General features: G+C 73.5%; 12 protein-coding genes. 6 read left to right on the plus strand and 6 right to left on the minus strand.

What is annotated here, in order from left to right:
* Together NR111_RS13285 and NR111_RS13290 are read right to left on the minus strand one after the other, a co-directional pair.
* Nucleotides 1–598: DUF222 domain-containing protein (locus NR111_RS13285; RefSeq protein WP_256821053.1), on the minus strand; the 598-nt coding region annotated here is incomplete at its 3' end.
* 100 nt (nt 599–698) lie between these two features.
* Nucleotides 699–1,595, minus strand: a complete 897-nt coding sequence (locus tag NR111_RS13290) for a glycosyltransferase family 2 protein (RefSeq protein ID WP_067711529.1) — start codon at nt 1,593–1,595, stop codon at nt 699–701.
* Between the two features lie 63 nt (nt 1,596–1,658).
* Between NR111_RS13290 and NR111_RS13295 the strand changes: the two genes are divergently transcribed.
* Genes NR111_RS13295 through NR111_RS13315 form a run of 5 tightly spaced genes read left to right on the plus strand, consistent with a single transcriptional unit; the run spans nt 1,659 to nt 5,650 of the window.
* Nucleotides 1,659–2,411 (plus strand): glycosyltransferase family 2 protein, encoded by a 753-nt coding sequence (locus NR111_RS13295; RefSeq protein ID WP_256821054.1) that lies wholly within the window; start codon nt 1,659–1,661, stop codon nt 2,409–2,411.
* Nucleotides 2,408–2,797: a DUF2304 domain-containing protein gene (locus tag NR111_RS13300; RefSeq protein ID WP_067711524.1), complete on the plus strand. Its 390-nt coding sequence runs from the start codon at nt 2,408–2,410 to the stop codon at nt 2,795–2,797. Before NR111_RS13295 ends, NR111_RS13300 begins: the two co-directional genes overlap by 4 nt.
* A gap of 8 nt (nt 2,798–2,805) precedes the next feature.
* The gene (locus NR111_RS13305; protein WP_256821055.1) at nt 2,806–3,144 is read left to right on the plus strand and encodes a hypothetical protein; all 339 of its coding nucleotides are present in this window, start codon (nt 2,806–2,808) and stop codon (nt 3,142–3,144) included.
* Entirely contained in the window at nt 3,141–4,841 is a 1,701-nt protein-coding gene (locus NR111_RS13310) for an alpha/beta hydrolase (RefSeq protein ID WP_256821056.1), read from the plus strand. The genes NR111_RS13305 and NR111_RS13310 overlap by 4 nt, the downstream gene beginning before the upstream one ends.
* An 11-nt stretch (nt 4,842–4,852) precedes the next feature.
* Nucleotides 4,853–5,650: a hypothetical protein gene (locus NR111_RS13315; RefSeq protein ID WP_256821057.1), complete on the plus strand. Its 798-nt coding sequence runs from the start codon at nt 4,853–4,855 to the stop codon at nt 5,648–5,650.
* A 21-nt stretch (nt 5,651–5,671) separates the two neighbouring features.
* Here the strand turns inward: NR111_RS13315 and NR111_RS13320 are convergent, their stop codons facing one another.
* From NR111_RS13320 to NR111_RS13330, 3 genes are all read right to left on the minus strand, one after another.
* Complete coding sequence (locus NR111_RS13320; RefSeq protein ID WP_256821108.1) at nt 5,672–6,610, minus strand: SDR family NAD(P)-dependent oxidoreductase; 939 nt, start codon at nt 6,608–6,610, stop codon at nt 5,672–5,674.
* Between the two features lie 92 nt (nt 6,611–6,702).
* Complete coding sequence (locus tag NR111_RS13325) at nt 6,703–8,889, minus strand: DUF6541 family protein (protein ID WP_256821058.1); 2,187 nt, start codon at nt 8,887–8,889, stop codon at nt 6,703–6,705.
* Between the two features lie 136 nt (nt 8,890–9,025).
* Nucleotides 9,026–10,969, minus strand: a complete 1,944-nt coding sequence (locus tag NR111_RS13330; RefSeq protein ID WP_256821059.1) for a hypothetical protein — start codon at nt 10,967–10,969, stop codon at nt 9,026–9,028.
* A gap of 596 nt (nt 10,970–11,565) precedes the next feature.
* On the opposite strand from NR111_RS13330, the gene NR111_RS13335 reads away from it, so the two are divergent.
* Nucleotides 11,566–12,411 (plus strand): HNH endonuclease family protein, encoded by an 846-nt coding sequence (locus tag NR111_RS13335; protein ID WP_256821060.1) that lies wholly within the window; start codon nt 11,566–11,568, stop codon nt 12,409–12,411.
* Nucleotides 12,412–12,447: 36 nt separating this feature from the next.
* Here NR111_RS13335 and NR111_RS13340 read toward each other — a convergent pair whose 3' ends face one another.
* Complete coding sequence (locus NR111_RS13340) at nt 12,448–13,320, minus strand: DUF1542 domain-containing protein (RefSeq protein WP_120284720.1); 873 nt, start codon at nt 13,318–13,320, stop codon at nt 12,448–12,450.
* Nucleotides 13,321–13,360: the final 40 nt, after the last annotated feature.

Genomic DNA, 13,360 nt, shown 5'->3' on the forward strand with positions numbered 1-13,360 from the left:
CGCGGGCCATCAGGTCCAGTCCCTGGCCGCCGCACGTGACCGAGCGGCGGCGGGCTCGCTCTGCCGCGCCGCGCTCGGTGCGCCCCGGATCGACAGCATCCAGGAGTCGGTGCGCGTGTTCCTGGAGGCGGCGGGTCGTGCACTTTTCGGCGGCCAGGGCGATCAGCTGCGCTTCCAAGTGTGCGCGCGCCTCGTCGTCGTAGTCGTCGGGCAGGGCGGCCAGGGCGGTGTTGATGATCCTGAGGTGTCCGGCGGACAGGGCGCCGGCGGCGGTGGCGCGCATGCGGGCGGTGTCGGCGATGGCGGAGTCGTCGAGTCGGCCGCGCGCTTCCCCGGGGGCCAGGCCCAGGCCGCCGGTGAGCATCTGTCGCTCGTTGACGAACCCGATCTGCCGGGCGGTACCCGAGGTGCGGGCGGCGGCCAAGACGCGGGCCCGCGTGGCCCGGATGCGGCGTTGGGCCTGTTCGAGGGCGACCAGTTCGGCATGCAGCTCCGCCGGTGACACCTCCGCCCAGTCGCGCTCAAGGTGGGCATCGAGCGCGGACAGCACGACGGCCAGCTCCCTGCTGGCCGTGGCTCCCATCCCGGTGTCGCTCATGTGTTCGATTAGATCACCTGGGTACGACACAAACCCGTCGTCTCAGTTCACGCCGATGAAAGAGGACCGCAGCCGCGACCGTCCCGACCCCGGCGGGCGGTCAGAACTTGCGGAACGTGTGCCCGAGCAGCTTCTTGCCGCCCTCGGTCAGCTTGCCGGCCCTGGCCGCGGTCGGGATCAGCGACAGCGCGTTGAGCCGCGAGGTGACGTGCAGGCGCGCGGCACGCTCGGCGCTCTTCCAGCCGCGGGCGGCGAACGCGTCGGCCTCACCGGCGAAGAAGCGGGCCTCTTCGTCGAACCGCCGACCGTCGAGGGCGCGGACCGACGAGTCCGACGCCGAGTGCCGGCGGTAGAGGAACGCCAGCGTGGGGTCGTAGATCATGTGGCCGCCCCCGGTGATGACGTCGACCAGCAGCGCGAGGTCCTGCACCACGTCCAGACCCTCACGGAACCCGATCCGCTTGACCCACTCGGAGTTCCACGCCAGCGACGGGAAGTAGGTCCAGTTGCCGTGCATGAGCGAGGTCATGAGCTTCTCGCCGTGCAGCACGGTGCGGCCCTGCGCCTTGGGCTGGGTGAACGCCTTCACCGAGTCGGACAGCCCCCGGACGGGCGCGCCGTGCTCGTCGATGACGCTGACCCCCACCTCCATCACGGCGGCATCCGGCACGGCGGCGAACCCGTCTGCCACGACCTGCAGGTAGTTGGGCAGCATGATGTCGTCGGCGCCCATGATCACCACGGTCGGCGCGGTGACCATGTCCACGCATTTGCGGTAGTTGCCGTTCGCGCCGAGGTTGGTCTCGTTCTTCTCGTAGGTCACCCGCTCGTCGCGCGCGGTGATCTCGCCCATGTAGCGGGCCGGCTCCGGATCCGGGTAGCCGTCGTCCACCACGACCAACCGGAAATCGCGGTAGCTCTGCGCCAGGACACTGTCCACGGCCTTCTTGAAGTGGTCGACGTCCCCGTAGTAGGGGAGCATCACGTCGATGGCCATCAGGGGAACCGCCGTCCTTCTCGTCACCGGATTGTCCGTCCGGTCGCATAGTATCGACCTCCGATGAGCAGTGACAGTGAGCAGCACCCAGGCGACGACTCGGCGGGCCGGAACGAGGACGTCCGAAACCACGACGTGTGGCTGATCGTCCCGTGCTTCAACGAGGGCACCGTGATCGAGGAGGTGCTCCGTTCGGCGCGTGGGACGTTCCCCAACATCGTGGCGGTGGACGACGGTTCGGCGGACAATTCGGCCGCGGCGATCCACCGCGCGGGTGCGCACCTGGTCCGCCACCCGGTGAACCTGGGCCAGGGCGCGGCCATCCAGACCGGCGTGGAGTATGCCCGCGCCCAGCCGGGGGCCCGGTACTTCGTCACCTTCGACGCCGACGGGCAGCACCAGGTCAAGGACGTGCTGGCCATGGTGGAGCGGGTGCGCTCCGAGCCGGTGGACATCGTGGTGGGCACGCGCTTCGGTCGCCCCCGCCGCGACGACGACCAGGTGCCGCTGATCAAGCGCCTCGTGCTGCGGACCGTGGTGCTGCTGAGTCCGCGCACCCGGCGGCTGGGTCTGACCGACGCCCACAACGGTCTGCGCGTGTTCAACCGTCGCGTCGCGGAGGACCTCAACCTGCGGATGAACGGGATGAGCCACGCCAGCGAGTTCGTCGAGCTCATGGACAGTCGCGGCTGGCGGGTGGCCGAGCAGCCGGTCGACATCCTCTACACCGAGTACTCGATGTCCAAGGGCCAGTCGCTGCTCAACGGCATCAACATCCTCTCCGACGGGTTCGTGGGAAAGAGGCTGCCCCGATGATCAAGGTCCTGCTCCTGCTGGCCGGCGCCGCGCTGGTCGTGTTCTTCCTGGCCAACCGCCGCAAGGCGCGTGCGAAGGCCGGTGTGAAGATCGGCTTCGTGCTGTTCGTCGTGTTCATGGTCTACGCCGTGATCCGGCCCGACGACCTCACCGTGGTCGCCAACGCGCTCGGGGTCCAGCGCGGCACCGACCTGGTGCTGTACGCGCTGGTCATGGGCTTCGCGTTCGTGACGGTGTCCACCTATGTGCGTTTCCGCGAGCAGGAACTGCGGTACTCGCGCCTGGCGCGAACGATCGCGTTGCGCAGCGCGGTGCGGCCCGACGACAAGGTCGACGCGGTGGTCATGAAGCCGGCCCCGGACGACGACGACCCGATGCGGTCCTGACCGCAGCCGTGGACGAGGGCGCGAACGAGGACGTCCGCGGCGAGGCCGCGCGCCTGCGACGCCGCCTCGGGGTGGCGCGCGGACGACTCGACGCGGTCCTCCATGCCGGTGACGACCCCGGAACGGGCGAGGTGGGTGACGCCGCCGGTGGGGACACCGGGGCGCGCGGGGTCTCAAGGATCGACGACGACGACGAGGTCCGCGCCCTCCTGCGCCCCGCCTCCGATCGGATCGCGCGCCTGCTCGAGCTGGCCGACGGTCTCGCGGAGGGCACGCTGTCCGAGGCGGCTGTCCGGGACGCGGCCCGGGCCGTCGCCGACACCCAGCCGTTCCGGCGGCCGCGGTGACCGGCGCACTGCCGGAGACCCCGCCGCCGGCCCGGGTGATCCGGTTACTCGACCTGGCCGCCGGCCTCGTCTCGGCGAGGGACTCCCTGGCGACCGCCCGCGACGCGCTCCTCACCTCCACGATCCACTCCCCCGCCCTGGACGCGCTGGCCGACGCCGTCGGCGGTGAAGCCCGCGGCCTGACCGAGATCCTGGCGGGCGTGTACCGGCTGGTCGAGCTCGCCGAGGACTCCTGGGACGACCTCGACGGGCCGGACCCGCTTCCCGAGCCCGGGCGCGCGGCCCTGAGGGCGACGCTGGACCGGGCGGCGGACAACGCGCTGGCCGACCTGGCCAGGCTCGCCGGGGTCGCGGCGGTCGGCCCGGGCGCGGCGGGCGGGCCGGGCATGGCGGGTGGGCCGGGCATGGCGGGTGGGCCGGGCGTGGCGAGTGGGCCGGGCGGAATCGGCGGGCTCGACACCGCCGCGATCATCGCCGCCTGGGACCCGGACCCGGCCGAACCCGATCCTGCCGACCCCTCCGATGTGTACGCGACGGTCGAGCACATGCCCGTCGCCGACCGGCGACTCCTCGCACTGGCCGAGCCGGAGGCCGTGGGCGGGACGTACGGCGTGCCCTGGCCGGTGCGGGCCCGCGCCAACGCGGTGGCCGTGCGCGCCGCGCTCCACCGCGAACAGCTGGCGGGTACGCCGTGGAGTCCGCGCATCGGGCGTCTGGAGACGATGGCGCGGCGTGATGCTCGTCGTCGTCGTCGTTCCTTCCCGGCGTTCTCACCGCGCCGCGGTGGGCGGATGATCGAGGTGGTGGGCGAGCTCGGCCCGGACACCGAGGCGGTGGCGGTGTACGTGCCCGGCACCGGCACCAACCTGGACATGTCCCACGTCAACACCGACGTCGCGGTGGACCTCGTCGAGTCCGGCGGCGGGCGACTGGCCGTGGTGACGTTCCTCGACGGCGAGTTCCCGCAGGACATCATGGCCGACGCCGGCGACCCCCGGTTCGCCGACGCCATGGCGCCGCGCCTGGTCCGCTTCTGTCGCGAGGTGGACAGGGTCATGGAGATCGAGTGCCCCGGCGCGGCGCTGACGGTGGTGGGTCACTCGTACGGCGGGCGGATCGTGGGCACCGCCGAACGGCTCGGCCTGCGCGCCGACCGGGTGATCTACGCCGAGTCGCCCGATCTCGGGGTGGGCGTCGCGGGGCCGTCGGACTGGCGCGCCCCCGGCCCGGTGCGCAGGTACTCCCTCACCGCACCGGGCGACCCCGTGGAACTACTGCAGATCCGGTTCGGCCTACGACAGCGCGGGTCGCACTCCGACCTGGGCGGCGGCGCCGTCCGACTCGACACCGGCTACTTCGCCGACGGCACGCCCGTCTACGGCACGCGCGGTCACGGCGGCGTGTTCGACCGGGACTGCGGGGCGTTCCGGGCGATGCTCGCCGTGATGCTCGGCGGGCAGGTGCCCCTGTGGCGTGAACGGCGGATCCGGGCGCGCCACACCGGCGTGGACCGCGGTCAGGAGGGGCGCGTCCTGCCCGTCCTGCGCCGACATGCCGTGGGCCTGTTGCTCCGTCGCGATCAGGACCCCTACGGCGAGGCGGCCGTGCTCTGGGAGGGTCCCGAGCGACTGACGACGGTTCCATCGGCGACGCGCGCGGCGAGGGAAGAGGTTGGCGTTCCCACGGACGCTGTCTGATACTGGGGCCCATGGCTTCGCTCGACACCCGGTTCACCCCACCGTCCCTCACCGCCGTGGGGATGGGCGCCCTGGGCGTCCTGTCGGTCGGGCTGATCTCCGCCGGCCTCTGGTACGACTCGCACCGCAGCGCCGAGGCCGTCGAGCGGGCCCGCGCGCAGGTCGAATCCGCGCAGACCACCGGGCCCACCGCCGAGCCGATCGCGAGCACCGAGTCGAGCACCGGGGAACCCACCAGCGAGGAGTCGACCGAGTCGAGCACCGAGGCCCCCGAGGAGACCGAGCCCGCCGACGATCAGGCCGGACCGGCGGTCGCCCCGGTGGCTCCCGCGACCAGTGTGCCGACCGTGGCGCCGGTTCCGCGGGCCGCCGCCGTCCAGCCGGTCCGTCAGGCGCCGGTCGCCCCGGTCGCGCCTGCAGCCCCCGCGCCGGCGGCCCCTGCGGTGCCCGCTGCGCCGGCCGCTCCGGCCGCTCCCGCTGAGGGCACGGATGGCGCCGGTGACGGAGCCGAGGGCGGCACCGCGGGTGACGCCACGGGCGGCGGCGACGCCGGTCAGGGCGAGGGAGAACTCGAGGTCACCGCGCCCGACGGTGCCCGGCCCGCGCCCGGATTCCCGGACCTGCTCCGCCCGTTCCTGCCCCGGCCGAACTTCGCCCCGCAGCAGGACGCCGTCGGCGCCGCGGCCGTGGGCGCCGACGCGGTCGGGGCCGACGGCGCCGCCGAGGCGGACGGCGACGCGGGTGAGGACGGCACCGCTGACGCTGCCGGCGCGGACGGCGGCGCCGGCGCCGAGGCCGGCGAGAACTAGCGCGTCAGCCGCGGAAGGACGTCATTCGCGGAAGTAGTCGACGGTCCGGGCGACGCCCTCGCGGATCGTCACCCGCGGCGTCCAGCCGAGCACCTCGGCGGCGCGCTCGGCGTCGAGGGCCGAGCGGGCGACATCCCCCAGGCGGGCGGGGGCGTACTCGGGATCATCCGTCGCTCCCGCGGCCTCGGCGACCAGGGTGTGCAGCCCACGGTCGGTGGTCTCCACGCCGGTGCCCACGTTGAAACGCAGCCCCGCCGCGGCCGGGACCTCGGCGGCGCGGACGAAGGCGTCCACCACGTCGTCGACGAACACATAGTCGCGCGTGTTGCCGCCGTCGCCGAACACGCGCGTGGGCTGACCGGCCAGCAGCCGCTGGGAGAAGATCGCCACCACCCCGGCCTCGCCGTGCGGGTCCTGCCGCGGCCCGTACACGTTCGCCGGCGCCACGCCCGCCCACTCGATCCCGTACAGGCGCGAGAACATCTCCAGGTAGATCTCACCGGCTACCTTGCCGGCGGCGTACGGGCTCAGCGGGTCCACCGGTCGGGTCTCGGCGACGGGCAGCTCGGTCACGGGCCCGTAGATGGACCCGCCGGAGGAGGTGAAGACGATCCTGCGCACCCCGACCTTGCGGGCCGCCTCGGCCAGCCGGACGGTGCCGACGACGTTGACCTCGGCGTCGTGGACCGGATCCTCCACCGACAGGCGCACGTCGATCTGCGCGGCCAGGTGGAAGATGACCTCGGGCCGGGCGGCGGCCACCACGTCCTCGATGGCGGGGTCGGTCAGGTCGAGCTCCCGGAACTCGAACCGGTCACCGGCCTCACGGGCCGCCGCCAGGTTCTCGAGCCGCCCCCGGGACAGGTTGTCCACCACGGTCACGTCATGGCCCTCACCCAGCAGCCTGTCCACCAGGGTCGACCCGATGAACCCGGCCCCTCCCGTCACCAACGCGCGCATGTGATGCCCTCCCCTCGTCTGCGACGACACCGCCGCGGCTCCCTCACCTTCAGGCCCGTGCACAGGATACGACCGTGGGACCGGTGGCGAGGTCACTCCGGCCCGTATGTCCCGGTCGCCCGGGTGAGCGGGGACCGTCGCTCGGGCGGGAACGGGGAGTCCTCCACAATCTGCGCCAGTTCGGCGTCGGTGAACGCGTCCCGCACCGCGTAGATCCGTACCTGCGACTCGGCGTACACCTTGGCCAGGCCGGGCGTGCCGTCGAGGCGCAACAGGTGCTCGTTGGGCTTCTGGAACCCCCAGTAGTTGGGCGGGCTCACGTACACGTACGTCACACCGAGCTCCGCCAACGCGCGGTCGACTCGCGGGTTCACCCCGGCCTCGTCCATCTGGGAGAACAGATAGGTCGTCAGCGGGGTCGTGGAACCGGGTTGGAGGTAGTGCCGCGAGGTCGAGGGCAACCCGTCGGTGGCGTACATCCAGCCCGAGCCCTCGTCGGGATTGGTGTAGATGAGACCCGAGTAGGCCTGCGGCTGCTCGGACAGCCACCGGAAGGCGCGCAGGTCGTGCTCGTCGACCATGCGGTTCCACCGCTGGTTCACCCCGGCCGCGACCGCGTACTCGGGCGAGGCCTGCACCACCCAGGACCCCACCCCCACCAGGGCGGCCAGCGCCACGGCCACCCGGGCGAGCCGGACGCCGCCACCGTCCGGGTCGGTGAGGGGATCGACCAGCCTGCCCAACCATCCCGCCAGCGCCTGGACGGTCGCCCCGACGCCCACACCCACCGCCGCGGCCACGACCACGGCCAGCACCACCCCGATCCGGCGGGGGTCGTTGTAGTAGATGCTGCCGATCCCGCGGAGCACACCGCCGGTCCAGTTGCCGAACACGCTCATCGAGTTGACGCACACCACCAACAGCCCGCCCCACAGCAGCAGCGGCCAGAACACCCTGCGGCGCAGCATCACCACCAGGCCCAGCGCGGCCAGGGACAGCAGCACCCACCGCACGCCCCAGTCCTCGACGTGGCGCACCTGCAGTGCTACCGCCTTGCCCCAGGTGGCGGCGCGGTCGGCGTCGATCTGGAACTCGAAGGCCGAGATGTCGTCGGCCTCCTCGGACACCGTGAGCACCTGCGGCAACAGCGTGAGCACCCCGGCGAGCCCGATGCCGGCCAACACCACGAAGTCGCGCACGCGACCGCGGACCGGCCGCCACAGCCCGTCGAACAGCCACCAGAACAGCACGAACACGGCCGCGGTGACCATGGCCGACGGATGGACGCCGCCGATGCCGACCAGCCCGAGCGCGGCGGCGGGGATGAGCCGCCGATCGGCCAGGGCCGCCACCACCACCGCGGCACCGAGGCCGGCCATGCCGTTGGCCACGGCCGACGGGGTCGCAGCGACCATCACCTCGACGAACGGCAGCCCCGGGAACAGCGGCGTGGCCATCGCGGCCACGGCCGCCGAGGTGGCCACCACGGGCCGGGAGAACCGGCGGTGGGTGATCAACCACGCCAAGGCCGCCACGCCCAGCGGGAACACGAGGGCGACACTGCCGATCTGCACGAGGTTGTACGTCTCGACGGCGCCGATCCCGCGCAGGCCCATGACCAGGGCGGCGATCGAGTGCCACGTGCTCGGGTAGTAGAGGGTCGCGCCGTTCTCCGGGTAGCGCAGCTCCCCGGCGAGGTCGGGCGACGCCACGCCGAGGTCATGGATGAAGCGGATGTAGTTGGCGTGCCAGTGGGCATCCCAGCCCTGGAAGATGTTCGCCGTGCCGCCGGGGGTCGCCGAGAGCTCGGTGAGGATCATCTGGCCGATCAGCCAGGCGCTCGTCAGGATCGCCGCGCCCGGCAGCAGCCACCACCACGAGCGCCGCCCGGGCCGACCGTCCACCCGGCCGGGGCGCTCGACCCCGGCGGTTCCGCGAACCCGGCGGAGTCGGCCGACCCGGCCGGTTCGGCGGAGCCGGCGACGGCGTCGCCCGTCCGCCGGCGTGGCGTCGCGACTCCGTCGTCGTCGTCGCCACACCCACGTCGCCCCGGTGATCAGCAGCCCCACCACGCCGACCACCGCGGCGGTCGCGGCCGTGGCGACCACGTACCCGCCGAGCGACCACGGCACCCCGACCCGGCCGTAGACGTAACCGGCGATCGCGGCGATCCCGAACGAGACCGGGATCGACGTGCCCAGCGCGAGACGCAGGGGCAGTTGCGCGGCGGCGCCCACGATCGCGCCGGGCACCACCAGGAGCGCGGTGAGGGTCATCATGACCAACGCGATGTCGATGACCCGCCTCCGTTCCTAGTCCTGTCCGTGTTCTGGCCCTGTCCGTGTCCGTGTCCCTCTCGGCGTCCGTGGGCCCGCCGTCCGACCCGCCCATTATGGTCCACCGGGCCGTGAAACCTCAGCGCGGCACCAGCACGCCGACCGGTCCGCTGCCCACGCACAGCTGGGAGGCGCCCCCGCCCGGGGAGATGGTCAGGCCCGTCCCCCCGCCCTCGAGGCGGACGTACACCGTCCCCGGCCCGGCCTGGACGGGAGCCGTCACCTCGTCGCCGTCGTCGAGGCGGACCGCGACGTGACCGTCCGCGTCCGCGAGGAGGTGGAGCCGCACCACCCAGTCGCGCCCGATCAGCGGCCCGTCCAGGGCGATCCGGGCGCCGTCCGGACCGACCCGGTGGCCGCACCCGGGCACCGGCCCCTGCGGGATGGTGCGGCCCGGGACCACGTCAGCGGGATGCAGGGCCCCGTGCGCGTCGATCGCCACCGGGTCGCGGGTCCACGCCCCCACCGCCGGAACCCCCGGCACCCCGGCGAGCAGCGCGGACAGCCGGTTCGCGGGCGTCGTCAGGGGCAGCAGCACCTCGAGCGGGACCTCCTTGTCGAGCAGGGGCTCGGACCGCTCGCGCAGTGCGGTCAACAGCGGCTCGGTGTAGTCGCGGGACGGCTGCTCGGACCACACTTGGCGGTACGAGACGGTCGAGACGGCGGAGGAGGCGAGCAGCGCGACCAGGCCGACCGCGCCCGCCGCCGGCAGCCACCTGCCCGCGCGGCCGATCCGCGGTGCGGGGTCCCCCTCGGGCGCGGCGTCCGGCCGGCGCGGTGCGGCGATCGCCAGAGCGGCGGCCGCCGCCAGCACCACCGGCAGTTCGGAGTGGTACCGGAGGGTCTGCACGATCTCCGTCGCGGTGTCCGGCCCCGTGCGCCCCACCGCGACCAGGACCACCGTCACCAGCGGGTACAGCGCCGCGGCCGCCCAGATCGCACCGGTGCGCCGCCGGGTGAGGAGGGACCACGCCAGGACCGCCGCGACAGCCAGGGCGCCCACGACCACGGCGAGCGTCGGCGGGTCGGCCATCGGGGGCCCCGGGTGCCAGCGCTCCCAGCTCCACGGTCCCCCGCCCAGCGTCGGCACCACCGCCAGCCGGTAGGTGTGGTCCACCAGGTCGACGAATCCGGGCCCCGGGCTCCCGGCGCCGGTGCCGCCGGTGTCGTCCCCGACCCCGGTGCCGGCCGGGAACCCGGCCGACGACCCCCCGCCCAGACGGCCGACGACGACGAGGAACACCGCCCCCCACACCACCGCGATCGCGGCCAGTGCCGACCAGGCCCAGCGGGTCCGACGCCACAGGGTCCGCAGCTCACCGCGTGTTCCGCCGCCCGTCCACCACGACCCCAGCAGCACCACGGCGGCCACCACCGGGATGATGAGGGCTTTCTCCACGAACAGCAGCCCCAGAGCCGTGGCCACGGTCGCACCCACGGCGTGGCGTCGGCGGCCCGACCGGGCGAGCAGGACCATCGACGCCACCGTCCACGCCATCGCGGCGGCGAGCGGCAGCGCGTTGAGGGCGGCCGCCCACCACGTGGCCGACGGCAGGCCGAGCGGGATCGCGAGCGTGGCCACGAGTGGGACCAGCAGGATCGCCCGGCCCGCCAGCAGGACCCACAGCATCCGGGCGAGGGCGGCACCCGCGACCAGCTGGAGCAGGGCGATCTGCACCAGCGGCACGCGGAAGTCCAGCGGCGCGACGTGCGCCGCGACCCAGGTCAGGGCCATCGCGCCGGGCATGAGGTGGCCGTCGTGGTCCGCGAACAGGAACGCGGGGTCCGGCAGCGGGTGCGCGGCTGCCCTGCCGTGGAGGAGGAGATCGTCCCAGTAGAACCAGCCCGCCGCGGCGACCCAGGTGCGCACCGCCGTGGCCGCCACCACCACCAGCGCGCAGGCCGCCAGGACGAGCCGTCCGCGATCCGTCGGCCGGGCCCGCGCGGGAACGTCGGGCGTGCCCGGGGCGCGGTCGTCGGGCGTGCCCGGGGCGGGTCGGCGGCTGGACGTGGCGGGGGGCATCGCGGGCCACGCTAGTCGGCCCGGCGGGAGCGCACGTGCACTCCCCTGAGTGGCAGGGCGCTCGGGAACGATGGCCGCTACGCCTGCGCCTCGCGCCCCCGCCTACCCGGCATCGCCGCATCCCCGCGCATCCCCGCATCGCCGCGCATCCGCTCGCGCCCCGCGCATCCGCTCCCGCGCCTGGCGTCTCGCTCGCGCGGCTGTACGTGACAGCATGCACGCTCCTGAAGATGGCGTCTCGCCTGCGCATCGGTACACGCGAGACGCCATGTTCGCGTGCGGCTGTGGCAGAACAGGTGAACTCGCGGAGGATCGGGATCGTCTTCACCCGGCCAGTACCCACCCGGCCAGCGCCCACCCGACCTGGCGTTCACCGGGCCCCGGCATCCGCGCGTGCCCATGCAACGACGCCCGCGGTCTCGGCGTCTCGCGTGCGCAGCGGTGCGAGCGAGAGTTCATTTCCGGGAGCGGCTGCGATGCAGGTGAACGGGCGCCACGACGATCAGGGGTACGGGCGCGCCCGCAGATGCGCTCGTACCCGCGTCGATGCTCGGCCGCGGGCGGGGATGTCGGAGGCCCTCGATAGGGTGCCCCGCATGAGTTCCGGAACCCCTCGAGCAATCGGTGCCGTCGTCCTCGGGGTGGCCGTGCTGGCCGGGATCGGCTGGTGCGCCGAACCCGAGGAGGGCGCCCCGGGCACGGTCCGCGCTCCGGGCACGGTCGGCACTCCCCCGACGTCGGCGGTCGCCCCGGAGGGGAACACCTCGCCGTCGTCGCCGGTGGAACCCCCGCCCGTCGACGCGCAGCCGGCGCCCCCCGCCGAGCCCGCGCCCCCGGTCGACCCCGACGCCGGCGAGCCCGTAGATCCCCTGGTCGCGGCAGCCCGCGGGGCCCTGCCGCAACTCGAGGTCAAGGGCCGGGCGCCCAAGACGGGGTACGACCGCGACCTGTTCGGGCAGTCGTGGACCGACGACGTGTCCGTGGAGTTCGGCCGCAACGGCTGCGACACCCGCAACGACATCCTCCAGCGCGACCTCCGGGACATCACCTTCCGGCCCGGCACGCGGGACTGCGTGGTCCTCACCGGCGTCCTGGAAGGGCCGTACACCGGGGAGCGGATCGACTTCGTCCGCGGGCAGGACACGTCATCGGAGGTCCAGATCGACCACGTGGTGGCGATGTCGGACGCGTGGCAGAAGGGCGCACAGCAGCTCACCGAGGAGCAGCGGCGTGACTTCGCCAACGACCCGCTCAACCTGCTGGCCGTGGCCGGGTGGGCGAATCAGCAGAAGGGCGACGGCGACACCGCCACCTGGCTCCCGCCCCGTCGCGAGTTCCGGTGCTCGTACGTCTCGCGCCAGGTGCTGGTCAAGGACCGGTACGGCCTGTGGGTGACGCAGGCCGAGCGCGACGCGATGGACCGAGTCCTGACCGGCTGCTGAGCAGCCGCGGACGGCCCACGGTCAACCGCGGCCCGGTCAGAAGTCGAAGAATCCGCCGCCGTCGCCGCCGAACAGGCCACCGTCGAAGAAACCGCCGCCGCCGTCTCCCCCGCCGTCGCCGCCGAACAGGCCACCGTCGAAGAATCCGCCGCCGTCGCCTCCGCCATCGCCGCCGTCCCCGCCCATCAGTCCGCCGTCGAGGAAACCCTCGCCGCCGTCGCCGCCGCCCATGTCACTGACGTCGGCGCCGCCCTCGCCCACCCCGGACGCGAAGTCCTCACCGGAGTACCCGATGCCCGACATCCCGGCGAACATCATGTTGAACATCATCATCGAGCCCATCATCCACACGCCCGTGGTCAGGGCCGACGCCCACCAGGGCTCCGAGTACCAGCCGGCGGGGACCGGTCGACCGGCCACGACGCCGCCCGGATAGTAGTGCGGGGTCTCGTCGCTCGGATCGGTCGCGGCCTTCATGGTCCGGCCCTCGACCTCGACCTCGCGGTCCTCCGTCACGCGGCCGGCGCGGTCCTGGCCGGGGGTCTTGGGCAGCTCGGGGCCCGGGTCCAGGCCCATCGCCGAGCGGGCGGCACGCACGTAGTACAGACCCTCCAGCGCGGTGTCCTTGGCCAGCTGCGCCTGTACCGGGGTGCGGGCATTCTCCAACTCGGAGACCGCCGCCGTGTAGCGCTCCGACGCGTCGGCCATGGCCTGTTTGGACGCCTCGTCGGTGCCATCCAGGTTGAACACCTGGCCCCCGAGCCGCTCGACCCATCGGGCCGCCTCGGCCCGGTGGTCGGCGAGGTGGTGATTGTGCTGCGCCTCCAGCTGGGTCTGGCCCTTGTTCTGGCTGCGGGAGACCACGGCGACGGCCACCGCGATCACTGCGGCGATGAGGAGGAATTCCACGACACGACCTTTCTCGGTACTGGTGTCGAGGGTACCGAGA

The organism is Dietzia sp. Die43 (assembly GCF_024519835.1).
Taxonomy (GTDB): Bacteria; Actinomycetota; Actinomycetes; order Mycobacteriales; family Mycobacteriaceae; genus Dietzia; species Dietzia kunjamensis.

What these genes read in the sequence shown, in the direction of transcription:
- NR111_RS13290 (WP_067711529.1), bottom strand. Translation starts at nt 1,595, where the DNA reads ATGGCCATCGACGTGATGCTCCCCTACTACGGGGACGTCGACCACTTC.
- NR111_RS13295 (WP_256821054.1), top strand. Translation starts at nt 1,659, where the DNA reads ATGAGCAGTGACAGTGAGCAGCACCCAGGCGACGACTCGGCGGGCCGG.
- NR111_RS13300 (WP_067711524.1), top strand. Translation starts at nt 2,408, where the DNA reads ATGATCAAGGTCCTGCTCCTGCTGGCCGGCGCCGCGCTGGTCGTGTTC.
- NR111_RS13315 (WP_256821057.1), top strand. Translation starts at nt 4,853, where the DNA reads ATGGCTTCGCTCGACACCCGGTTCACCCCACCGTCCCTCACCGCCGTG.
- NR111_RS13320 (WP_256821108.1), bottom strand. Translation starts at nt 6,610, where the DNA reads ATGCGCGCGTTGGTGACGGGAGGGGCCGGGTTCATCGGGTCGACCCTG.
- NR111_RS13325 (WP_256821058.1), bottom strand. Translation starts at nt 8,889, where the DNA reads ATGATGACCCTCACCGCGCTCCTGGTGGTGCCCGGCGCGATCGTGGGC.
- NR111_RS13330 (WP_256821059.1), bottom strand. Translation starts at nt 10,969, where the DNA reads ATGCCCCCCGCCACGTCCAGCCGCCGACCCGCCCCGGGCACGCCCGAC.
- NR111_RS13335 (WP_256821060.1), top strand. Translation starts at nt 11,566, where the DNA reads ATGAGTTCCGGAACCCCTCGAGCAATCGGTGCCGTCGTCCTCGGGGTG.